Here is a 22,166-nt window from a genome sequence, read left to right on the forward strand (position 1 = left end):
ATGAAAAAGAGATTTTTGAGTATTATTTTAGCATCTTGTATGAGTATCGGTCTTCTGGCAGGCTGTGCTACTACAACAGTGGAGGAAGCTGGGGAGGCTGCTCCTGCTGATGCACCTGCAGCCACAGAGACAGCTGCTGAGACAACAGACTCAACAACATCCGAGACACTTTCCGGCGAAGGTGACCAGACAATCCACGTATTCCTTTACATGCAGGAGCATGAGAAGGACATCTACCAGAAGCTCATCGACGAGTTCGTTGAAGAGCACAAGGATCAGGTCAAGGAAGTTGTTTTCGAGGTTACAACTCAGGACGAGTACAACCAGAAGATGATCGCCAACATGACTGCCAACGATATGCCCGATGTATTCTATGTAGGACCCGCAGCAGTTCGTTCTTATGTAGACAACGGCTATGTTCTTCCTCTTGATGACTACGTTGATGCTGATACAATCGGCAAGATCTGGGGAACAACCCAGGAGATCTACCGCTATGACGGAACCAATATCGGAAGCGGTTCTCTCTACGCATTCCCTAAGGATCTTTCCTGCTTTGCATTTGCTTACAACCAGGACCTCTTCGACGAGGCCGGCCTTGATTATCCCGATCCCAACAAGCCTTATACATATGAAGAGTTCGAGGAAGTATGTAAGGCTCTTACAAAGGACACAGACGGAGACGGCGAAGTTGATCAGTGGGGCGTTGCCTGCGCAGATCAGTGGGGCATGACTCCTATCCTCTATTCAAACGGCGTTAAGTTCCTTAACGAGGACATGACAAAGGTTAACGTAGCTAACAACCCTCAGCTTACAGAGGCTCTTACATTCTACACAGACCTTACAAGAAACGGCCTTACACCTTCAGTTGAGCAGGACACAGCTCTTGGCGGATATCAGAGATGGCTCGACGGACAGGTTGCATTCTATGCCTGCGGTACATGGGACGTAGCAGCATTCATGGATCCCAACACCTTCCCTTATAAGTGGAACCTCTGCGGATGGCCTGTAGGACCTTCCGGTGACGGAAGATCACACACATGGATGGGGTCTGTAGGATATGCAGTTTCAGCAACAACCGAGTATCCCGACCTCTGCGCAGAACTTGTTGCAAAGCTTTCAACAGACGAGGATGGACAGAGAGCAGTTTCAGGTATTACAACCGGCGCTTCAATCCAGCTGCCCAACATTGTTGACCTTGCATATGGCGAGTTCAAGGATGCCGTAGCTGACGGAACAGTTCCTTACGCTTCAGATGTAGACGTAATCTTCGGTTACTTTGACAACAACGATCACTATGCAGCAGCTCTTCAGGAAATGGATTACACCTACAACTCAGAGTGGTTCACACCTTTCTGGTCAGGTGTATTCAACATCAAGAACGGCGACATCGAGGTTCAGGATTACCTCAATCAGGTTGAGCCCGAGATGCAGGAGCTTCTTGACGAAGCAATCGAGCTTCAGAATTCAGCAACAAAGTAATTCAAGGGCATTAACCGGCTTATAAATCACACAGAGCCCCTCAGTATCGTTATTACAGAGGGGCTCATTTTATAAGATTTAACAGGAGCATCAAAATGGCAAAGACAAAAGTAAAAGTCCATAGGTCTGCTATGGCAAAAAGAGAAGAGCGCTGGGCATGGCTTTTTATCGCTCCTCCCTTCATCGGATTTATGCTTTTCATGGCCTACCCCATTGTATTTGCACTTGTGGCAAGTACCAGTAAATGGACCGGAGTAAACTCCCTTTTGGGCAATATCGTAGGCCTTCGCAACTACATCAAGATCTTTTCCGATGCTAAATTCTGGAAATCCATGGCCACCACCATCATATACATGATTGGTATCCCAATCGGTATGATCCTTGGAATGACCATAGCCATGGGTCTCAACAGGAAGATCCCCGGAAAAAGAGCTCTCACAACCATGTACTACGTTCCCGTGGTATCCTCTCTGGTTGCTGTTTCAATCCTCTGGGCATGGGTATTTAACTACGACTACGGCCTCCTCAACGGAATATACAAATTCCTTACGGGAGCTCACGGCCCCAACTGGCTCGGTGACGAGCACATGGTAAAGATCTCCATGATCATCTTCATGGTATGGAAAGGACTTGGCGGCACTGTAATCCTGTATCTTGCAGGACTCCAGAATATACCCAGGGACTACTATGAGGCCGCCATGATCGATGGCGCCAACGGCTGGGATAAGTTCAGAAACATCACTCTCCCGCTGCTTTCCCCTGTTACCTTCTATGTACTTATAACCTCCCTCATCGGTGGCTTCCAGGTATTCGTAGAGGTTCAGGTCATGACCCCCAACGGAGGTCCCAACTACAGTTCCGCAACAGTTGTATTCTACCTGTTTGAAAAAGCCTTCACCAACGGCCAGCTTGGCTACGGAAGCGCAGTTGCGGTAATTCTAGCGATCATCATATTCATTATCACAGCCTTTAACTTCTGGGGCCAGGATAAATGGGTAAAAACTATAGATTAAGGAGGTGTGACTATGGATATATCAATTTCAAAACCAAAATCCAGCGGCAAAGATTATCAGTCTGATCAGGTCACCACTTCCAAGGACAAGGTCCTGAACATAATAATCTTTATTTTGCTGTTTCTTTTCGCCCTTACAATGGTGTTTCCTCTGATCTATATGGTGGCTACATCATTTATGACCAAGAACCAGATACTCTCGGGAAGCCTTACCATCATTCCCGACCCGATACTTATCGGCAAGTATTCGGAAGTGCTCAAGAAAGGCCAGTTTATCAGCGGTATCATAAACACAGTGAAGGTTGAGGTGCCTGTGCTGCTTATCGGCGGATTCACTTCATCACTTGCAGCCTTCGCCTTTGCAAAGATGGAATTCAGAGGCAAGAACGCGCTTTTCCTGGCTCTTCTTGCAACAATCATGATACCCTTTGCGGTTGTAATGATCCCTCAGTACGTTCTCTTCACAAAGCTTGGCTGGACCAATTCCCTGGCGCCCCTTATCATCCCGGGATGCTTCGGAAACGTGAGCATGATCTTCTTCCTTCGCCAGAACCTTTACAGCATCCCTTCCGACCTGATGGACGCTGCCAAGATCGACGGCTGTAACTATTTCGGTATTTACTGGAAGATCTTCCTTCCCCTTATGAAGGGTGCTCTGGGAACTCAGCTGATGCTGTGGTTCATGGGAATATGGAACGACTATCTTGCTCCAACCATCTTCCTCAGAAGTGAGAAGCAGTGGACATTGCAGGTAGTTATCCGTTCCTTCAACCATTACTATGCGATCCAGAGTGATTATGCCCTTATCATGGCGGCTTCCGTTATCGCCATGCTGCCCACCCTGCTGTTATTCTTCGCTTTCCAGCGGGTTATCATTGAATCCATTGCCATCAGCGGAATTAAGTGATCATGGGCACATAGCCTTGTTTTTAGATTTATTTAAAAGTATAATTAAAATCTGAAATAGTTTATCGCACTTTAAAGATTGGGGATATTATGCTGCATATTAAGACACTTGACGAGGGGCTGGAGCTTTTCAAGGCTCTGGGCTCCGACATCAGGATTGAGATCATCAAGATATTACTTAATGAAAACGCAATGAATATGAACGAGCTGGCAAGCCGCCTTAACATCACCAACGGCGCCCTTACCAGCCACATCAAGAAACTGGAGGAATGCGGCGTTGTAACCGTTTCCTCAGAGGCTTCCGGCCACGGCAACCAGAAGGTCTGCTCTGTACATCTGGACAAAATCCTTATAGACCTTCAGGACAAGCCACAGAACGAGAACATCTACACCACCGATATCAAGGTGGGCCTGTTCTCAGATTACCAGGTATTTCCCACCTGCGGCCTTGCTACATCCAAGAGGCTTATCGGTGAGGTGGACGACACAAGATACTTTGCTCATCCCGACAGATATGAGGCAGATATCCTCTGGTTCACCAAGGGATATGTGGAGTACAGCATTCCCAACTTCGTTCCCGCCAACCAGAAGATTGACGAGATCTGTGTATCTCTGGAGCTAAGCTCCGAGGCTCCCGGCGTCAACAACGTATGGCCTTCGGATGTATACTTCTACCTCAACGGAACGCAGCTTGGAACCTGGACTTCACCCGGAGATTTCGGCGACGTGAAGGGTATCTTCACCCCTGACTGGTGGTTCCCCAACTGGAACCAGTACGGACTTCTTAAGATGCTGGTCCTTAACCACAAGGGCACTTTCATAGACGGCCTTAAGATCTCCGACGTGACCATCGACCAGTTCGGCCTCACCTCCAAGAGCGCTCTTAAGCTCAAACTGGCGATCCCTGACGACGCAGAGCATGTCGGCGGTCTGACCATTTTCGGCAGAGGATTTGGTAACTACAACCAGGACATCAATGTCAAGATGGCCTACAGCCCTATCGAAAACTGAGCTCCCGCTCATATAATTATCACTGCAACAAAGCCCCTCCCGCATCTTACGGGAAGGGCTTTTTCCATATTGAAAATATCATTTTTCCACAACTATTATGCAATTTGAATCAGGGTATTCCACCACATTCTCTTTTTCATCCAGAAGATCCAGATACTTGCCCAGGTTGTCCGGATAACCGGGCTCCAGAAGCTCTTCCGCAAAAATGATCTTTGCCCCAAGGCCCTCAAGAAAGTCTTTGTACTCTTTTAGCGTGAAGTATCCGAACTGCTCCTGAACCTCATGAGCATAGCTCTCGTTCCCCCAGGTATAGGTAAAAAGGAACTCCCTTATAAAGTTGATATCTCCGGTGACTGTAAGACTGTTCTCATCAACCTCCGTCACCTTTTCCTCCTCCGGAATGTCCTTAAGTCCCTTAAAATCCCTCATATAGTTCTTAAAGAAATCAAGGCCTGCTGCCGTCCTGAACCTTATCTTCCTGACAGCTCTTCCCTCGGTCTTAACACCATCCCTTATGATGATCCTTCCACCACTCTCCAGACTGTCATAAGCGTTGCGAAGCGCCTTCTTTACGCTGTCTATCTCAAACCTTCCATTCTCCGTCTGCGTATATGAATAAATCTCATGAAGGATTGAGGAAAAGATAACACTGCCAACCTTTGGCTCCATCTTCTCATCCACAAAATTGTGAACTCTTACCTCCCATCCATGTCCTTCCCGGTTCTTCTTTATTCCCAGGGCCTCTATGACATTTGCGGAGATATCTGTACCTATCACCTTTTTGTCCGGATACCTGGCTTCCAGCTTATCGAGGAGAATTCCTCCGCCGGATCCCACATCTACCACGCTGTCGCCTGCCACATAGTCTATTATGCCATCCTTCGTGCTCTCGGACACATCATTCATGGTCCTTAGATACTTGTCCTCGTTGTTGAGCCTGTCAAATGCATCACGTCTGAATCCGAACATATCATACAGAACGATGATGCTCTTCTCAAAGGTAAGAAGCCCGCTCCTTTCCGCCTCTACACAGAAATCAATGAGCTTCTCGCACACAGGCGAAAACCTGAAATCAATATAGGCAGATCCGTTCTCTATCTTCACATCTATATTCACATTCTGGACAGATGCGTCCAAAAGATATTTCTCAATTATGCGCTTCTTATAAATATTTATATGCTTTTTGCCCTCATAGTCGTAATTAAGACTATCGGCAAGAGGCTTGAAATTCAGATGCGATACCTCTTTTCCCAAATCGTCTATAACCCTTAGGGCATTGGCAAGAATGGCCCTGATCTGACCCATGTTAAAGCTCGAGAGAGCAGCCTCAAAGTACCACAGTTCAAATCGAGGGAAGATTTTATCTTCAAAAAACCTTACGTCATTATCGAAAAACTCGATCTCTCCGGGACACAGCTTCTGAAGCCTGTGTTGAGGTGAATACTCATGGATCTCACCCCTTACGATCTCCTCCACATGGGACTCAACACTCCTTCTGACCCTCTTCCAGATATCCTCACTGACCGCCCTTATAATACACTCGTTAAGCGCCATAAGAAGCGGCTTAAGGTCTTCTCTTTGTATATTTGTCAGTTCCTTATTTACAGCAAAAGAGATCTCACCTCGGATTGCCTGTCCCACAACGCCATGGGTCTTTATCAGGGTGTAAACTAATCCTTCATCCCCGGTGGCATCCCTGTAGATCTCTGCCGATGCAATATTGTGGATATCCAGAGGGTATCCCTTTTTTATCCAGTCCGCCCTCTCCTTTGAAAGGCCTCCTTTGGCCACTTCAGACCACTTGAGGGTCGTACTTACCGTTTTTACGGTGTCTGGTAATAAGCCGTCTCTTTTCTCAATCTCGTCCAGAATATCCAGCGTTCTCATGACATACATGAGTGTTTCTTTTCCGGAAAGGCTTCCCATACTCTCCAGACGCTCTGAATTCACATATACATTATCAGTACTGGTCAGGTATTTAAGCCACAGATTATTCTCTGCTACATCATCCTTCAGGTTTTTATCCCCGTCAAAATATCTGTCAAAATTGGAACTCATTATTGTCTTTTATCACTCCTTATTATTCGGAAGTATTGTATTTGTAAACATAGTTAACATTTACAGCACTACCGTATTCCGTATCTTTGTACTGGCCTATCAACCTTTGGATAACTTTCTCGATCTCTTTGCTGGGACATTCCGTCAGCATCACTAAAAAGCTCCGGCTGCCGCTCTGTACCATGATATCACTCATTCGAAGAGTTTTTTCCACAAATTTGCTGAACTGGTCTGCTGCTTCCAATATAAACTGAAAGTCCTCGGTTGGCGGTTCAAGCTCAAACAAAACAACAGCAGCATCGCCGCCGTAGCGCCTGTAGAAACGCATCATGTATTTGTAAACAACGGAGAAATAATCTTTTCCCAAAAACAGCGCTCCCGACTTGTCGTTTCTCTCCTCCACTATCTGAACAAGGCGATTAAGCCTGGTCTCGGAGTTCTCTGTTTCGGCCTCACTGTCAGAGTCCACCGCGCCATAGATTGCATAGCCGTGCTTGCCGTTCTGCTTCACCTTATACAGTGCACTGTCTGCCAGAGCAAACAGTTCATTATAGTCTCTTCCGTATTCCGGTATCATGACCACACCAATAGATATGCCCAGAGGAACACCATGGCCTTCTCCCAGAAGCTCATCGGCCGCTGCCTGAAGCTGTGAATTCAATCGTCCCGTTAAGCTTCCTACAGCTCTTTCATCCAGCAGGTCATCATAAAAGCCCATGAACTCATCCCCGCCTATACGGCAGAGAGTGTCGGTTTCACGGGAGTTTTTCTTTGCAATATCTGAAAAGGCTTTTAGGATCCGGTCTCCCTTTTCGTGTCCGAAAAGATCGTTTACCAGCTTAAAGCTGTCCAGGTCCAGTATCATAAGGGCGCCGTTTTTCCTCTTGCACAGCTTGGATACTCTGTCTGTCCCTTTTGCCTTGTTATACATACCGGTCAGCTTGTCAATGGTGGCCTCTTCCTCAAGATCGCCAATTTTCCTGCTGTTTCTTATGGCAAGCTCGATCCTTCTTACCAGTACATCTTTTTTGAAGGGCTTCTTAATAAAGTCAGACGCCCCCATAACAAGGCCCATTTCCTCTGTCTCACTGTCATCCTCTCCGGTAATGAAGATGACCGGTACATGTGCCCTGCCTGAATGTTCCTCAAACTTCCTGAGCTGGATATAGGTATCAAATCCATCCATTTCGGGCATCATAATATCCAGAAGGATAAGGTCCGGGGTATTGTTCTCTATGTATTTAAGGAGCTGCTTGCCTGAATTCATGCAGGATGTGCGCATTTTCTCCGCAGACAGAATGTCCTTGGCATGCATCAGGATCACAGGATCGTCATCAACAATTGCAATTCTGAGTTCCATCATAGAAAAACCCTCCATGTATTGATTATACACGGAAACGGCTCATTATAGACGTAAAATTGTTATTAACAGTCTTAATTCACAAGCCTTCCGATGCGATCCGCAACGCCTATACTGATCTGCATTCCTGCATTGAATTCTATGGCATCATCAAGTATACCATCGGAAAACACAACTCCCTTTTCACTCATATCAGATGTGAGAATAAGGTTTTCATTGTCGTTTATCTGTCCGTAGACGATCTCTGCCTGGGTAAATCTGCTGGGATAGGGCTCCCTTACCTGGAATGTAAGATTTCTGCTGCTCCAGTCATAGGCAGGTTCAGGGATGCTGCCCAGGTTAAAGGCCTTTGCCATTCCGTTAAACTGTGCCATAACCGACTTATGCCAGCCGGTCATCCCAAAACCCGTAGAGATGATTATCCCGGAGGATGACTGATTCTCGATCCGGTTCCTGTAGTTTATATGGTATCTTGCAGAAGAGTGATTCTCCACACCCACAAAGAAGTCATTTACCGCATAAAGAACCTGTCCGTCTTTGGACTCAACCTTGCCCATCGTTACACTCTTTGCACTGAAACTGCCATTTATCACAGCCGGAAGGATTCTCTGTAAATCTCCCGCTTCAAATGGAAGGAGCACCCCGTCCCACCTTGCGGGATCGGGGTTAACTCCTATGAGAGGCTGTCCATCAAGATATTTCATGACATTTGCCACAAGGCCATCCTGTCCAACCGCTATAACAATGTCTTTTTCCCCGAAGATCATGTTGGGAATATACTCCCTGTCAATCTCCTGAAGTCTTGCTACGGGGCGGACACAGCTTCTTACCTGTTCGAGGACCTGATTGTAAACGGCATCCTCCTTCTCATAATCGGAGAAATCCGCACCGAGGTGCTCAATGTAGAACCTGGCTTGCTCTACCGTGTTGTAGCGCCTCTTAAGTTCCTCATATCTGGTGCGTCTCTTTATGAGAACTACCTTATTCATTCCTCTGTCAGTCATGTCCGCCTCCTGTTTTGCCGGCGGGCCATGCCGCCGGCCTTTCTATGTTATCTGTTACTGCTGTGCTGCTGTTTTGATTCCCTGTGTAATGGTCTGCAAAAGATCAGGTGTGATATTGAAGTTACCTATCTTGCCGGCATTTTCGCCGATACTCATGAATCCTCTTGCCATGATGGTCGCAGGGTCCATCTGAGTCATTGCGAAGGCCTCTACCAGTGCCACATTCAGGTTGTTGTATGCTCTTACGATACCTTCAACTGCGTAGGCTTCCTGGTCCGCCTTGATCTTCGCATTCTCGGCTTCCATAGCTGTAAGATCTTTGTTTTTCTGTTCCAGTTCGATTTTTCCGAGCATCTCCTCATTGTCGATCTCCCTTCTCTTGGCTACTGCCTTGCGCTTAAGTTCCAGCTCTTTTTCCTGTTTCTCTGTGGTCATCGCCAGCTCAGATTTCATTGCATTAAGCTTCATTGCCTGCTCTCTTTCCTGTTCCTCTTTCTTCATATCCAGCTGGCACTGCTGAATGTATCTGAGCATATCCTGCTCTTTTTCTTCCTTCTCGCGCTCTTTCTCGGCCACCTTGATCTCTGTGTTGATCTCGTTTTCCTTGATGACTCTCTCCTGCTCGATGGCCGCGTTTCTTCTCATGTAGATGGCATCATCCTGCTCTTTCAGGATCTGCTCTCTTGCTGCTGCCTCCAGGGCTTTTCTGGTCTCGGCGTTGGGATTGATGCCAAGGATGTTGACAGCTACTATGCTTACGCCAAGCTTGCCGATTGACTCATCATCCGCCAGCTTATCGACAATCACCTTGGCCATCTCATCAGCGCACCTGATGATCGTCCTTACATCCTTCCTGCTGACCTCACGTATTATGATGGCCTTGATGATGTTATTGATCCTCTTTTCCAAAAGAGCCATCGTAGCCCCAATCTTCTCGCGAACCGCAACGCCACGATTATAGGAGAAATCCAGCATCTGCACCGCCTTCTCATAATCTGTCAGCATATAGGTGGTAACTCCCTGTACACATACCCTCTGATAGTCGCTTGTAACAAGATCATCAAAAGCAAAGGTTCCGTCAAAGGCTGTGGACGGAGCCACCATGATGTTGGTTGTCAGCTCGTTGTAGAAAAGAGAAAGTCCAAGGCCCTGTCTGACTATCTTACCGTTTTTTACCACCATTACATAATCGTTTGGATCAAATTTTTTAAACTTCATATTCAGCTCCTCCTTTGATCAGGTTCTATGGCTTTATTAGTAGTTATTTGCTACTTTTGTTTTCTGGTTTTATATTAGTAGTTTTTTACTACTTTGTCAACAAATATTTTTCCTCCGAATAAAAAAGCTCCAAACACCCGCATTTATGGGATGTTTGGAGCCTGATTATTTCCATGTCCATTCTGTCTTTTGTAAAATATCCAGTGTGAACCCCCTCCCGCAAAGTCGATGGTGGGTAGTTCATTGTATCTATACTATTTTTCTATATATCTGTATTCAGCAGACATTTTTCCCTTTGTCCTTGACTTAATCTTGCCGCCGGTGGCTTCGATCTTAGGGGCCACCATGGCTCTGAAGTTTGTCTTGTAAAGATTCTTGCCAAGAACCAGCTCGTAGAGCGCCTGAAGGTCAGGCAGCGTGAAGGTCTCGCCAACCATGTTGAAGGCCTGTTCGCTGTGCTCAAAGGACGAGCGCAGCTTAAGTATCGATTCGATGATTATCTCAATATGGTCAAAAGAAAGAGCGTCCCCCGATACTTTATCGGCAACCCAGTTCTCATAGGTGATCCTGCCGTTCTTAAAGGTCTCATCCTTTATCTTATAGGCCATATTTACGCCGGACTCCTTACCGGCAATCCTTATAGCCCCGGGCTCTATTTCAAGATCAAACCATCCCGCACCGGCCCTGCACTCAATAGGATCCGGAACAAGGGCCAGATATGCGATGCTCATGACCCAGCCTCTCGGGTCTCTTCCGGGCTTGGTAAAGGTATATATCTGGTCAAGGTATATGTCCTTAAGGCCCGTTTCCTCATTCAGTTTCCTGGCTGCTGCCTGATAGGCGGTCTCATCCGGCTTTATAAATCCCCCCGGAAGAGCAAACTGATTCAGATATGGATGCTCATCTCTCTTGACCAGCAGCACCTTCAGCTTCGAAATGCTCTCGTCCACAGTCAGAACAAGGATATCCACCGTCACAGAAGGTTTCTCGTATATGCTGTCAGAATAATTCTCCAGGAATTCTTTTTCCGTAAGGCCATTTTTGTCTCTTTTTTCCGGCATTTGTTTCTCCGTCACTTATGATAAGTAGTATTATACTACAATCTGCTTTATGGAAGTCACAAGTTCAAGAATATCGTCCTTTTCCGAGGGCAGGCACTTTATAAGCGTTGAGCCGTCAGCCATGATATCAAATTTGAAATCAGGGTTAGCCCAATGAATGCTTTTGACTTTAGCCAATTCGCTGTAGGGGGTTTCGTATGCTTCTTTTCCCGATACACAGATGATCCCCAGATTGGTGATGGCAAAGCCATCCTTCCCGCTGCTCAGGATAGTCTTGTCCTGACCCAGGAATATTTCTTCACCTTCCTCAAGTTCCAGGTAATGCAGCAGCTTTCTTGTGGGCTCATAAAGCCCCGGTATGGCAGCTTCTGCCTTGAACTTACTGCACAGATCACGAATCTGCTGAAGCTTATCTTCCGGCAGCAGACTTCCGCTTCCGGATATTGTAAGCTTTGATCTGCCAGCATGGGGCAGGTGATCTTTGGCTTCCTCAGGTTCCGCTTCCTCTTGTGATTTCGGTTCAGGTTCCTCTTGTGATGTCGGTTCAGGTTCCTCTTGCGATGTTTGCTCAGGTTCCTCTTGCGATATCGGTTCAGGTTCCTTATCAGACTCCACTTTTACCGGTGCCTTCTTCCCGGGATTCTTCTTTTCAGCTTTTTCCCGGCAAAGAATATCCGCTTCATCCCCTTTTATGCGCTTGCCGTCCCGGCATTGAATAAGCGCCTCTTCAATATTCTTCTCAGACTGTGTTATAAGATCCGGGCTTATGCCCATGTTGTGCTTGATATTTAAAAAGCCCGCTTTCAGTGCTTCAAGAGCTTTTATATACTCGGCATCATCCATGGCAGCATAGGATGCAAGCTGCTGCCTGATTGCCTTCTTCTGATATGCTGCAGTCCCGTCAATCTTCTTAGCGGCAATGGGATTTCCCAAACGCTCTCCGGCTTTCTCAATCTCGCCGTCACTGTCACCAAATCTGAGCACAAGAAAATAAAATGCGTCAGCATTGTTCGGGTCCAGGGTAATAGCCTCAAATATAGCGTCTACCCTGTCCTTCTCAGACGTTTTTCCCGATATTACATTGTTATATATTTCCTTTGACTTAGCGATTTCCTCTGCTGTGGGAGCAGAAAAAGATAGTCCGCACTCTTTGGTGATTATGGACATAAGAGCAGAAGCGAAGCCTGAAATGGTGTAGCGCATCGCTTTTGACAGATAGCCTTCCATTAGATCGAAGACCTTGGCCTTTGCCGCTTTGCCGGCAGCTTGTTTGCCTTCTCCGGCAGCCTGAATCTCCCGCTCTATGGAATCCTTTTTATCTATGAATCTTTGAAGGCTTTCATCCCAAAATGAAAAGAACCCTTGGGATTTCAGATAATCGATAATGGAATTATTGTCGAATGTGCTGATGCCATAGTCTGTAAGCAGGTCAATAGCTCTTTTTACTGCAGCGCCGAAATATGGCTCTGACAGTTTCTCTACACCTGCAATGGCCGCATCAAGATCTTTGAACTCGTCTTTGAATACTTCATTGAAAAAAACTGCATTATCAGATCCGATTTGCGAAAAAAGCCCTGTTATGACAGCCGCTTCTTCCTTCTCCCTGGAAATTGCCAGGTCTCTACCCAACAACTGCATCTGCACTTCCTCCCCAGTATGAGCTTTAATGAAGCAATTAAATATATTCTATCATAACAAGGCTATTGTCCGCCAAATAAACTATTAAACTATTATCTTACACGAATCTCCACAACGCTTGCCGCGGGAAGAGCGACCTTAAGGCCGCGCTTTATGCTCTCATAACCTGTGAAGGCCTTCTCTGCCACATGGTCGGGCTCCTCAAAGGTGTTGTGATCGTGAACATCACCGCTTGAAACGATGTTTGCCTCAACAACCTCGTAGGCCCTGTCCTCGCTAAGCTCTATATCCAGCTCTTTTCCCTCTGTCATGGAAAGATTGTTGAGAGTTATGGTGATGATTCCATCCTTTACAGATACTGATTCTGTAACGTCAGGAAGCTTCCACTCCTCAGATCCTGTCTCTCCGCCTCCCAGAATGCAGCTGTCCAGAAGCTCTGCTCCCTGGTGATGGCGGAACATGTGGAACACATGATATGTGGGGGTCTTTAACATCTTCTCGTTCTCGGTAAGGATCACTGCCTGAAGCACGTTGATCATCTGAGCTATGCAGGCCATCTTTACCCTGTCGCAGTGCTTGTTGAATATGTTGAGGGTAATACCTGCAACCAGCGCATCACGAACAGTGCTCTGCTGATAAAGGAATCCGGGATTTGTTCCGGGCTCAACATCAAACCAGTTGCCCCACTCATCTACGGAAAGGCCAACCTTCTTCTCGGGATCGTACTTATCCATAATGGCAACGTGTCCCTTGATATACTGATCCATAAGATAAGCCTTGCCAAGGGTTGTATACCAGCAGTCCTCATCAAACTGTGTTGCGCTTCCCTTGTTGTTCCATCCGCCGGGGAATACGTAGTAGTGAAGGGAAATAAGATCCATGAAGCCGTGCTGCTCTTTCTGGCAGCGGTCAAAACAGGTCTTCATGACCTTGTCTGTCCAGTCATAGTCATCATTGTTGGGGCCGCAGGCAATCTTTCTAACGGGCTTTTCGGGATTGTACTGGCGGATATAGGTCTGATACTGACGGTACAGATGTCCGTAGTACTCAGGGTGCATGTTTCCGCCGCATCCCCAGTTCTCATTGCCCACAGCAAAGTAATCAACCTTAAAGGGCTTTTCTCTTCCGTTGGCCTTTCTAAGGTCAGCCATGGGAGATACTCCGTCAAAGGTCATGTACTCAACCCACTGGCTCATCTCCTGAACAGTGCCGCTTCCAAGGTTTCCGTTTACATAGGTCTTGCAGCCAAGCTGCTCGCACAGCTCCATAAACTCGTGGGTACCGAAGCTGTTGTCTTCCATAACTCCGCCCCAGTGAGTATTGATCATCTTCTTGCGCTTTGACTTCTCACCGATTCCATCCATCCAGTGATACTCATCAGCAAAGCATCCGCCGGGCCAGCGAAGCACCGGCACATTGATCTCCTTAAGGGCCTCCACCACATCTTTTCTCATGCCCTTAACATTGGGAATATCGGAATCCTCCCCGACATAAAGTCCCTCATATATGCATCTTCCCAGGTGCTCGGAAAAATGTCCGTAAACTTCAGGCTCTATCCTGCCAAGGGTGTGCTTTTCGTTAATTACCAGCTTCATCGCTGCTCTCCTTCCCGGCCATGTAGTGAACCGCCCATACAGAGTGGTTGTTGTCACCAACGGCGCTTATGCAAAATGTATTGTTTCCGGCTTCATCTGTCATATTTATCATAACACCCTTATAGGTTACTTCTCCGATCTTAAGGGTGATGAAATTCGTTCCGTCCTTAACCTCATAGGTTCCCGAGGCCCCTCCGGAAATGACACCATCAGCAAAATCGCACTCCACCGGCTCATTTACCAGATTGTTAACCTCAAGACCATGGTCCACAAGATAGAACTTTCCTGACACATCTAAAGCGCTGTAACCCTCTGTCAAAAGGCTCTCGCCACTTGTTGCAAAAGGGAAAATGCAGGGCCAGCCATCCTCATTCATGGCCATCTGATGAACCCTTACTGCATGAAACTCCCCGTTATTCTTGAATCTCTGATGATAGACAACATAGAGCTTACCGTCACGGTCCTCAAAGGTTGACTGTCCTCCGGGAGCCATGTAGGTAACATTGAGACTGGGCAGGGTATAATTGCCCATGAGCTTGGTACCGTAATCAGCAAAAGCATCGCAGTCTCCCTTTATTCCAAGGCTCTTGCCGGTAACATCGGTGTAGGTTCCGTCCGGCTTGTCGGATCTGAGAACCCTCATCTGGTATCCGCCGTCAGTCTGCAGATTTCCATAGGATAAAAAGAGATAGTAATATCCCGTATTCTTATCGTAGTGAATATACGGTCCCTCTATAGGATGATGGAAGCCGCCGATGAGGCGCTTTCCGTAGTACTTATCCACCTCATTCTCATCGTCGGTCTCAGGATGGATAGGCTCTCCCGTCTCCTGATCCAGTTCAAGTATGAAGATGCCCCCCGACCAGGATCCGTAAACCATCCAAAGTCTGTCATCGGCATCGTAAAACATTGCGGGATCTATGGCATTGGGCCAGAGCTGGTTATTGAATGCTCCGCCGGAGATGTAACGCTGTCTGGTCTTTACATCTTCTCCCATGATCTCCTCGAAGTTTGTGAGCTCTAAGTCCGACTTGGTAAATCCGGAATATATAATGGTCTTCTCGTAATGAAAAGGTCCGCCTATATTGTCCGATGTAGCAAGACAGATGTTTGACTTGATATATGAAGACGTAGTACAGAAGTACATCATGTACTTACCTGTCTTCTTGTTGTATATTACGCTGGGCGCCCATACAGAGTAGCCGTTCTGCTCATTCTTCCCCACAAAGGAAAAGGCATCGAAGGGCTCTTCCAACAGGTTGTCAAAGATCTTATTTGAGCTGTTGACCCCGTCCCCCCAGGTCTTCCATTTTATAAGATCCTGTGAAGTTGCCGCAGTCATGTGGGTTCCGTAGCAGTAATAGGTGCCGTCATCTCCCACAATAATCTGAGGATCATGAAGCGATCCGCTTGAACTAACCGATCCAACTGCAATTTCTTCCACCGAAACCTCCTTGGGAAGCGCCGATACAGCGGCAGCTTCGTCGTCTTTGTTTCCGCCATCCGTTCCGCAGGCGGAAACCACAAGTCCCAGCGCCATAAAAAGCGCTGTAACCCCTAGTAATCTCTTTTGCATGAAATACTCCTTAACCCCTTACTGATCATTCATAGGAAAAGACAGGTCGGCCCTGCGAATCCCATCTTACAGGCATAAGTCTTGCGTGCCTTCCCGGATTGTAAAGGGGATCACCTTCTATATTCTCCTCGCCTCTTGCGTGATAGACACAGATGTCGTTTCCGTTTTCATCAATGGTAAAGCTGTTGTGGCCGGGGCCGAATATCTCCCTGGACTCGTCACTGGCAAGAACCGGGTAACGCTCCTTGGTCCAGGACTTTGGATCCAGAAGATCACTGCCCTCATCCGCTGTCAGCATACCCATGCAGTAAGCCTTTCCGGTCTCACTGGCTGAGTATGTAAGGAATATCTTACCGCCATGCCTGATAACAGCAGGGCCCTCATTCACCCAAAAGCCCACTCTCTCCCAGTCGTAATCAGGGGTTGTGAGCATAACCTGAACTGTTGCCAGCTTCCATGGCTTCTCCATCCTTGCTATGTAAAGGTTGCTGATCTGTTTTCCAACACCAACCTTCTCAGCCCAGACGTAGTACCGTTCTCCATTGCTCTCAAAGACCGTTCCGTCAAGGGAGAAGGCCTCAAAAGAGAACTCGTCGTCATCGGCTCTTTGCATCTTGCCAAGCTCTCTCCAGGTTCCTGTGATGGGATCCTCATCTTTGCACTCAAGAACGTAGGGCCTTATATCCCAGATGGCATCCCTGTCTCCGCCGGCATAGTAGATATACCAGGCTCCGTCAAGGAAGTGGAGTTCCGGTGCCCAGATATGAATGCTCATAGGGCCGCTCTCATGCTTATGCCAGACCTCCGTCTCAGGCGCATCCTTAAGTCCCTGAAGGCTGTCGGCCTTCCTTATGCAGATACCGTCGTAAGCAGGGACGGAAGCTGTAAAATAGTAGGTCCCGTCTGTATGTCTGTACACGTAAGGATCTGCCCTTTGGGTTATCCAGGGCTCATTGTATTTGATATTTTCCATTCCACTCATAACATTTTCCCTCAGTCTATCAATATCATAAATAAATTTTATTGCCCTGAAAGTTGAGTGTCAACGAATATTTTAGTTTTAAATGAAGTATTTTAGATATTTGTATGATTGAACAAAAACAGAACATTTCTTTGTGCATATTTCTAAGGGTTTATCACAAAAAAAGAGCATCAATCATTGGTCATTCTGCCAACAATTTGATGCTCTTCAAAATCTCTTTAGATTTATCTATATGTTATTTCAGTCTCTCTATAAATCTCTCCAGACGCTCCATGGCTGCCTTGAGATTCTCAAGAGAATAGGCGTAGGAGATACGGATGTAACCCTCTCCGCAGTCGCCGAAAGCATTTCCCGGAACCACGGCAAGCTTTTCTTCCTTAAGAAGCCTGGTACAGAACTCGTCGCTGGTCATTCCGAACTGCTTGATGCTGGGGAACACATAGAAGGCTCCGAAGGGCTCAAAGCAGGTAAGTCCTATACGCTTAAATTCATTCAGAAGGTATCTTCTGCGGTGGTTGTACTGCTCCCTCATCATTGCAACATCATCATCGCCGTTCTTAAGGGCCTCAACAGCCGCATACTGGCTGGTGGTGGGAGCGCACATGATAGCAAACTGGTGTATCTTCACCATCTGCTCCATAATCTCCTTAGGTCCGCAGGCATAGCCCAGTCTCCATCCGGTCATGGCATAGGCCTTGGAGAAACCGTTGATAAGAATTGTCCTCTCCTTCATGCCGGGCAGAGATACGATGGACACGTGCTTGCCGCTGTAGGTGAGCTCGCTGTAGATTTCATCTGAAATGACATAGAGGTCTTTCTCTATGACAACCTTGGCGATGGCCTCCAGGTCCTCTTTCTCCATAACAGCCCCTGTGGGGTTGTTGGGGAAAGGAAGCACCAGAATCTTGGTCTTGTCAGTAACCTTATCAAGAACCTCCTGAGCTGTAAGCCTGAACTGATTCTCCTCTTTGAGTTCGATGATAACGGGCACTGCATCCGCAAGTATGGCGCAGGGCTCGTAGGAAACATAGCTTGGCTGAGGGATCAGAACCTCATCTCCCTCATCAACCATGGCGCGAAGAGCAAGGTCAATGGCCTCAGAACCGCCCACGGTTATAAATATCTCTTTTATCGGGTCGTAAGTAACGCCCTGTGTTCTGTTAATGTAGTTGGATACCTCCTGCCTAAGCTCCTTGAGTCCGGAGTTGGAGGTGTAGAAGGTTCTTCCCTTTTCCAGGGAGTAGATGCCCTCATCTCTTATGTGCCAGGGAGTGTCAAAATCCGGCTCGCCCACACCAAGGGATATGGCTCCTTCAGTCTCCTGAACGATGTCAAAGAACTTTCTGATCCCCGAAGGCTTGATATCCACTACTTTTTTGCCGATCGGATTTCTCATGGTGTGATTATCTCCCTTGTATCTTCATACTTCTTAGCCAGAATGGTGCCGTGATCCTTGTATTTCTTAAGGATGAAATGTGTTGCGGTTGAAAGCACCGTATCCAGTGTTGAGAGCTTGTTGCTGACAAATCCGGCAACCTCCTGCAGTGTCTTGCCCTCTAGAATTACCATGAGGTCAAAGCCGCCGCTCATAAGATATACGCTGGTAACCTCAGGATACTTGTAGATCCTCTCTGCTATGCTGTCAAAGCCAAGGCCTCTCTGAGGAGTAACCTTCACCTCAATAAGTGCGTTAACCTTCTCTATATCGGTCTTGGACCAGTCGATCATGGTATGGTAACCGCAGATTATTCCCTCTTCCTCCATGGCCTTAAGCTCATTGGCCACAACTATCTCTTCCGCCCCGAGAAGGACGCTGAGTTCATGAACGTCAATGCGGCTGTTCTTCTCAATGATATTAAGTATCTCTTGTCTTGTGCTCATACAGGTTCTCCCCTTCTATCTATCGCTTTACTTCGACATATTATATCTATGATATCACAATATTGCACCGGTTACCCGAGAATTCTCAGCACCTCGTCTGCCTGGGGCCTCTCCAGGAATCTGCTCTCATCGCCGTTTATGATGAGTCTGTCATTTCCCTTTTGGAACCGGCCTATGACTCCGGCATGAATTCCATCCTTCGCAAGAGTCTGCACAAACGCCTCGCCGTCTTTTGCAGCGCACATAAGAGCTCCGGAGGACAAAAGAAAATACGGGTTAACCTCAAAAAACTCGCAGACCTCGATAGTCTGCTGCTTTATCGGGATGCTCTTTAAATCTACCTGCATCCCGCATCCCGCTCGTTCAGCCATCTCCCACAAAGCAGCAAATATACCGCCAAAGGAGCAGTCGTGGATAGCTTCGGCTCCGGCCTCAATGGCCGCCCGTGATGCCTCTTTTACACTGACAAGGCTCCTGAAATTCTCCGCCTCCTCAACAAAAGGCACCGGATACCTCGTCGAAAGTTCGCCCTTTCTCTCCCGGGCCAGCATGGCGCTACCCTCAAGGGCAATGTGACCGGTCACCACAAGATCCGCTCCGGCAGAAGCCTTTTTATCAAACAGGGATACGCCTTCTGCCATGTGGCCAACAGCTGTGGCGGTGACAACGGCTCTTTTCACTGCGGTAGTAACCTCTGTGTGGCCGCCGGCGTAAACCGTCCCGGAAATCTTAGCACCTTCGATGGCTCCCTTTACAATCTCCTTAAGGAATGGCTCCTCCGCATCCTCCGGAAGAAGTATGGCCACCGTAACATGGTCAATTTCTATTCCCTGGGAAAAAAGTCCGTTGCAGGCATTTACAACACTGTAGTAGCCAAGGTCTGCCCCGCCAAGGCTCAGCGCCAGGGGCGAAGTTGCCGAAAAGACCTTTTCTTTTTCAGAAAAAGCGCAGTCTGACCCTACAGCTGCGCTTTTAACATTCTTAAATTCAGTTTTTATCTGCTTAAGCACGGAGCGCTTAAGAGCGTTCTCCGTAATCTTGCCGATTCTCATAGGCACTCCATATTCCGGCATCAGCCTGTGGTTATGGCCTCCGCATCGCCGCCCTCCTGGGGAGGTGCCGGCTGCTGTTGCTGCATGAGCTGGGCGTTGGCTGCATTAACCGCATCATTCACCGCCTGTCCGGCCGCTTCGGCACCCTCGGTACCCGCTGCAGCTCTGGCTGCTCCAAGAGCTCCGGCCACTGACTTAACGGTCGCCACATCCCCTGTAGCAATGGCAGTCTGAAGCTGTGCCATAGCTGTAGGATCCGCTCCTGCCGTTCCCACGGTAACAATCTTGGGAACCATCTTGTAAGTACTGCTGTTGACCTGCTCAGTGGTGCTCTGACCGTTCTCAGTCACAGTCTTCCAAAGCTGTGCCTTGTATCCAAGGTGCGCGGACTGAACACCCACGTATCCGATCCCCTGTGAAGGGTCTGTAACGAACTGATCTGCAGAAGCAGGTGTGGTCTCAAGTACCTTGCTCTCAAAGGAGATCTTTCTGCCTGCCGGTCTTGTCTCTACGCCATAAACAGTAAAGGTGATGTGCTTGTCGGAGGTGGTGTAGCCCTCGATATATATAGGTGATTCAAGGTTATTTACAAACTTGAAGTTCTTGCCGCCGGACTCTGCGATAGCCGCATCTGCCGAGGGCTCAACATAGGTAACGATCATTGAGTGGTTGTGCCTCTCGGTAACCTCCAGCTCTGCAAGAAGAACTGCGTTATAGAGGGTTGTGGAAACCTGACAGATACCGCCGCCGACGCTCTCAACAACCAGACCGTTAAGATAGGATCCCGCCGGAAAATATCCGTTGGCCTCTGTGAAAGGAGTGATGGTATCAAGAACTGAGAACTCCTCTCCGGGATAAATGGTAGCTCCGTTGATAAGGGAGCAGCCGTTGGCCACATTTGCACTTCTGGCCGCACCCGAAGACTTGTAGCTGGTGGTATAGGTGCCAAGGACATCCCTTACCTTTGAAAGCTCCTCAGCGCTTCCCTTAGGCGGGTCAGCCTTCACCGACAGATCAACGATATTGTCTCCGCCTCCCAGGCCCTCGCTCAAATAGCTCTTAATGATATTCACCGACTGAGCCTGATCCACAAGATATCCTGTCTGGCCCTCAGTAACCTGAAATCCGTCGGCAGTCTTTGTAAGCTTGCAGTTTATTGTTTCCTGGTCAAAAGAGTCAGCACATTTCGCCACGTATCCGGCAATGGCCTCCTCATCATATCCGTACACCAGATCAAAGGTGTGATTGTTGCGCTCAAGATCCTTGAGTTCCTTGTATCTCTTGATGATGTTTCCCTCATGGCCGAGAGCATATGCCTCTTCAACCACTCCGGTGTTGCTCCAGTAAAGGCCAAGATCAAGACCTGTTATCTCCATCTGCTTGTCAGGTCCTGCCGACAGCACAATGGTCTGTTGCTCAATCTCATTGACATAAGCAGTAACCGCATCTTCCGCTTCAGTCACTCCCATGCCGGAAACGTCTACAGGGCCAATGAAAACGCCCTTGGCAATCTGTCTTGAATCCGATGCCATAACCTTTGTTCCCGGGGCAATAACCGCCATGGAAAGGACCAGCATCAGTCCCACAAAAAATTTTTTCATAATGCTTCCTCTGTGCTATTATGTAAATAATAATCCACGATTTTCTGAAAGGATATTATAGATGATATTCCCCTTTTTAGCAACCTTCATACTGATAGCCGTTCTGTTCAACATCAGCAGTCGCCGGGTCTCCAGGAAGACCGAAGAAAGGGAGGAGAACTTCTGGAAAAAAGAGCTTGAGGCCAACAATGTCAGAAAGAAAAGCCTCGACACTCTTGAGTATATTCACATCCCCATCGACCTTTTACCCTTCGAAACCGCAGAAGATGACGAGTACCTTCAGACCTGTGAAAATGAGGTTCTCGCCCTCAAGGACGAGAAGATCGTAAATCTCACCGGAATCTCCAACACCGACCTCAAACTGGAGTACGGAACCGCCAATATCACGGCTCTTTCCCAGTATGATCAGAACTACACCGTCCTGGTGTGCGGGCTTCAAAAATGGGGCCAGGCACTTTACGACAGGGGCCGCTACGAAGATGCAGAAAAGGTCCTTGAGTTTGCTGCCAAAACCCGCTCCGACATAACCGCCACTTACAGGACACTGGCAGATCTTTACAGAACAAAGCTGGGTTACAGTGAAGACGAGATCAAAAAGAAGATCGACGGTCTCATCCCCATTGCAAAGAATTTAAATGCTCTGAGTAAATCGTCTATTCTCAAGATCTTAGAGCCTGAGCCAAAAGAAGAAACCCCGTGAATATCACAAGCCGGAAAGCAGATGCTTTCCGG

General features: G+C 47.7%; 18 protein-coding genes. 5 read left to right on the forward strand and 13 right to left on the reverse strand.

The window, feature by feature from the left end; all coding sequences use genetic code 11:
• The 4 genes from T456_RS0109620 to T456_RS0109635 all read left to right on the forward strand — a co-directional run bounded on the left by T456_RS0109620 (position 1) and on the right by T456_RS0109635 (position 4,408).
• Positions 1-1,479 (forward strand): ABC transporter substrate-binding protein, encoded by a 1,479-nt coding sequence (locus tag T456_RS0109620; RefSeq protein WP_024865964.1) that lies wholly within the window; start codon positions 1-3, stop codon positions 1,477-1,479.
• A 95-nt stretch (positions 1,480-1,574) separates the two neighbouring features.
• Positions 1,575-2,492, forward strand: a complete 918-nt coding sequence (locus T456_RS0109625) for a carbohydrate ABC transporter permease (RefSeq protein ID WP_024865965.1) — start codon at positions 1,575-1,577, stop codon at positions 2,490-2,492.
• A 12-nt stretch (positions 2,493-2,504) separates the two neighbouring features.
• Entirely contained in the window at positions 2,505-3,398 is an 894-nt protein-coding gene (locus T456_RS0109630; protein ID WP_024865966.1) for a carbohydrate ABC transporter permease, read from the forward strand.
• An 89-nt stretch (positions 3,399-3,487) separates the two neighbouring features.
• The gene (locus tag T456_RS0109635; protein WP_024865967.1) at positions 3,488-4,408 is read left to right on the forward strand and encodes an ArsR/SmtB family transcription factor; all 921 of its coding nucleotides are present in this window, start codon (positions 3,488-3,490) and stop codon (positions 4,406-4,408) included.
• Positions 4,409-4,486: 78 nt separating this feature from the next.
• On the opposite strand, the gene T456_RS0109640 is transcribed toward T456_RS0109635, so the two are convergent.
• The 13 genes from T456_RS0109640 to T456_RS0109700 form a co-directional block, all read right to left on the reverse strand.
• Positions 4,487-6,466: a methyltransferase gene (locus tag T456_RS0109640; protein WP_024865968.1), complete on the reverse strand. Its 1,980-nt coding sequence runs from the start codon at positions 6,464-6,466 to the stop codon at positions 4,487-4,489.
• A gap of 22 nt (positions 6,467-6,488) precedes the next feature.
• A complete protein-coding gene (locus T456_RS0109645) occupies positions 6,489-7,829 on the reverse strand; it encodes a GGDEF domain-containing response regulator (RefSeq protein ID WP_024865969.1) in 1,341 nt (446 codons plus the stop codon).
• Between the two features lie 71 nt (positions 7,830-7,900).
• On the reverse strand, positions 7,901-8,830 hold the full coding sequence (locus tag T456_RS0109650) for a sugar kinase (RefSeq protein ID WP_024865970.1): 930 nt from the start codon (positions 8,828-8,830) through the stop codon (positions 7,901-7,903).
• Between the two features lie 54 nt (positions 8,831-8,884).
• Positions 8,885-10,048: an SPFH domain-containing protein gene (locus T456_RS21285; protein ID WP_024865971.1), complete on the reverse strand. Its 1,164-nt coding sequence runs from the start codon at positions 10,046-10,048 to the stop codon at positions 8,885-8,887.
• 254 nt (positions 10,049-10,302) lie between these two features.
• Positions 10,303-11,109, reverse strand: a complete 807-nt coding sequence (locus tag T456_RS0109660; protein ID WP_024865972.1) for an NUDIX hydrolase — start codon at positions 11,107-11,109, stop codon at positions 10,303-10,305.
• A gap of 30 nt (positions 11,110-11,139) precedes the next feature.
• A complete protein-coding gene (locus T456_RS0109665) occupies positions 11,140-12,747 on the reverse strand; it encodes a hypothetical protein (RefSeq protein ID WP_024865973.1) in 1,608 nt (535 codons plus the stop codon).
• A 92-nt stretch (positions 12,748-12,839) separates the two neighbouring features.
• The gene (locus tag T456_RS0109670) at positions 12,840-14,342 is read right to left on the reverse strand and encodes an alpha-N-arabinofuranosidase (RefSeq protein ID WP_024865974.1); all 1,503 of its coding nucleotides are present in this window, start codon (positions 14,340-14,342) and stop codon (positions 12,840-12,842) included.
• On the reverse strand, positions 14,326-15,918 hold the full coding sequence (locus T456_RS0109675) for a glycoside hydrolase family 43 protein (RefSeq protein ID WP_035801746.1): 1,593 nt from the start codon (positions 15,916-15,918) through the stop codon (positions 14,326-14,328). Before T456_RS0109675 ends, T456_RS0109670 begins: the two co-directional genes overlap by 17 nt.
• Before the next feature lie 25 nt (positions 15,919-15,943).
• Positions 15,944-16,900, reverse strand: coding sequence for a glycoside hydrolase family 43 protein (locus tag T456_RS0109680; protein ID WP_035801750.1), 957 nt, complete (start codon positions 16,898-16,900; stop codon positions 15,944-15,946).
• Between the two features lie 235 nt (positions 16,901-17,135).
• A complete protein-coding gene (locus tag T456_RS0109685; protein ID WP_024865977.1) occupies positions 17,136-18,296 on the reverse strand; it encodes an aminotransferase class I/II-fold pyridoxal phosphate-dependent enzyme in 1,161 nt (386 codons plus the stop codon).
• Complete coding sequence (locus T456_RS0109690; RefSeq protein ID WP_024865978.1) at positions 18,293-18,781, reverse strand: Lrp/AsnC family transcriptional regulator; 489 nt, start codon at positions 18,779-18,781, stop codon at positions 18,293-18,295. The genes T456_RS0109685 and T456_RS0109690 overlap by 4 nt, the downstream gene beginning before the upstream one ends.
• 71 nt (positions 18,782-18,852) lie before the next feature.
• A complete protein-coding gene (locus T456_RS0109695) occupies positions 18,853-19,833 on the reverse strand; it encodes an AIR synthase-related protein (RefSeq protein WP_024865979.1) in 981 nt (326 codons plus the stop codon).
• A 20-nt stretch (positions 19,834-19,853) separates the two neighbouring features.
• Positions 19,854-21,434 (reverse strand): VanW family protein, encoded by a 1,581-nt coding sequence (locus tag T456_RS0109700; protein ID WP_024865980.1) that lies wholly within the window; start codon positions 21,432-21,434, stop codon positions 19,854-19,856.
• 61 nt (positions 21,435-21,495) lie between these two features.
• On the opposite strand from T456_RS0109700, the gene T456_RS0109705 reads away from it, so the two are divergent.
• Positions 21,496-22,134: a hypothetical protein gene (locus T456_RS0109705; RefSeq protein WP_024865981.1), complete on the forward strand. Its 639-nt coding sequence runs from the start codon at positions 21,496-21,498 to the stop codon at positions 22,132-22,134.
• Positions 22,135-22,166 lie beyond the last annotated feature (32 nt).

Origin of the sequence: Butyrivibrio sp. FCS014, assembly GCF_000526935.1 — a bacterium.
In the GTDB taxonomy this organism is placed as follows: domain Bacteria; phylum Bacillota; class Clostridia; order Lachnospirales; family Lachnospiraceae; genus Butyrivibrio.

Excerpts from the sequence above, each read along its gene's own strand:
- T456_RS0109620 (WP_024865964.1), top strand. The coding sequence starts at position 1 with ATGAAAAAGAGATTTTTGAGTATTATTTTAGCATCTTGTATGAGTATC.
- T456_RS0109625 (WP_024865965.1), top strand. The coding sequence starts at position 1,575 with ATGGCAAAGACAAAAGTAAAAGTCCATAGGTCTGCTATGGCAAAAAGA.
- T456_RS0109630 (WP_024865966.1), top strand. The coding sequence starts at position 2,505 with ATGGATATATCAATTTCAAAACCAAAATCCAGCGGCAAAGATTATCAG.
- T456_RS0109635 (WP_024865967.1), top strand. The coding sequence starts at position 3,488 with ATGCTGCATATTAAGACACTTGACGAGGGGCTGGAGCTTTTCAAGGCT.
- T456_RS0109640 (WP_024865968.1), bottom strand. The coding sequence starts at position 6,466 with ATGAGTTCCAATTTTGACAGATATTTTGACGGGGATAAAAACCTGAAG.
- T456_RS0109645 (WP_024865969.1), bottom strand. The coding sequence starts at position 7,829 with ATGATGGAACTCAGAATTGCAATTGTTGATGACGATCCTGTGATCCTG.
- T456_RS0109650 (WP_024865970.1), bottom strand. The coding sequence starts at position 8,830 with ATGACTGACAGAGGAATGAATAAGGTAGTTCTCATAAAGAGACGCACC.
- T456_RS21285 (WP_024865971.1), bottom strand. The coding sequence starts at position 10,048 with ATGAAGTTTAAAAAATTTGATCCAAACGATTATGTAATGGTGGTAAAA.
- T456_RS0109660 (WP_024865972.1), bottom strand. The coding sequence starts at position 11,109 with ATGCCGGAAAAAAGAGACAAAAATGGCCTTACGGAAAAAGAATTCCTG.
- T456_RS0109665 (WP_024865973.1), bottom strand. The coding sequence starts at position 12,747 with ATGCAGTTGTTGGGTAGAGACCTGGCAATTTCCAGGGAGAAGGAAGAA.
- T456_RS0109670 (WP_024865974.1), bottom strand. The coding sequence starts at position 14,342 with ATGAAGCTGGTAATTAACGAAAAGCACACCCTTGGCAGGATAGAGCCT.
- T456_RS0109675 (WP_035801746.1), bottom strand. The coding sequence starts at position 15,918 with ATGCAAAAGAGATTACTAGGGGTTACAGCGCTTTTTATGGCGCTGGGA.
- T456_RS0109680 (WP_035801750.1), bottom strand. The coding sequence starts at position 16,900 with ATGAGTGGAATGGAAAATATCAAATACAATGAGCCCTGGATAACCCAA.
- T456_RS0109685 (WP_024865977.1), bottom strand. The coding sequence starts at position 18,296 with ATGAGAAATCCGATCGGCAAAAAAGTAGTGGATATCAAGCCTTCGGGG.
- T456_RS0109690 (WP_024865978.1), bottom strand. The coding sequence starts at position 18,781 with ATGAGCACAAGACAAGAGATACTTAATATCATTGAGAAGAACAGCCGC.
- T456_RS0109695 (WP_024865979.1), bottom strand. The coding sequence starts at position 19,833 with ATGAGAATCGGCAAGATTACGGAGAACGCTCTTAAGCGCTCCGTGCTT.
- T456_RS0109700 (WP_024865980.1), bottom strand. The coding sequence starts at position 21,434 with ATGAAAAAATTTTTTGTGGGACTGATGCTGGTCCTTTCCATGGCGGTT.
- T456_RS0109705 (WP_024865981.1), top strand. The coding sequence starts at position 21,496 with ATGATATTCCCCTTTTTAGCAACCTTCATACTGATAGCCGTTCTGTTC.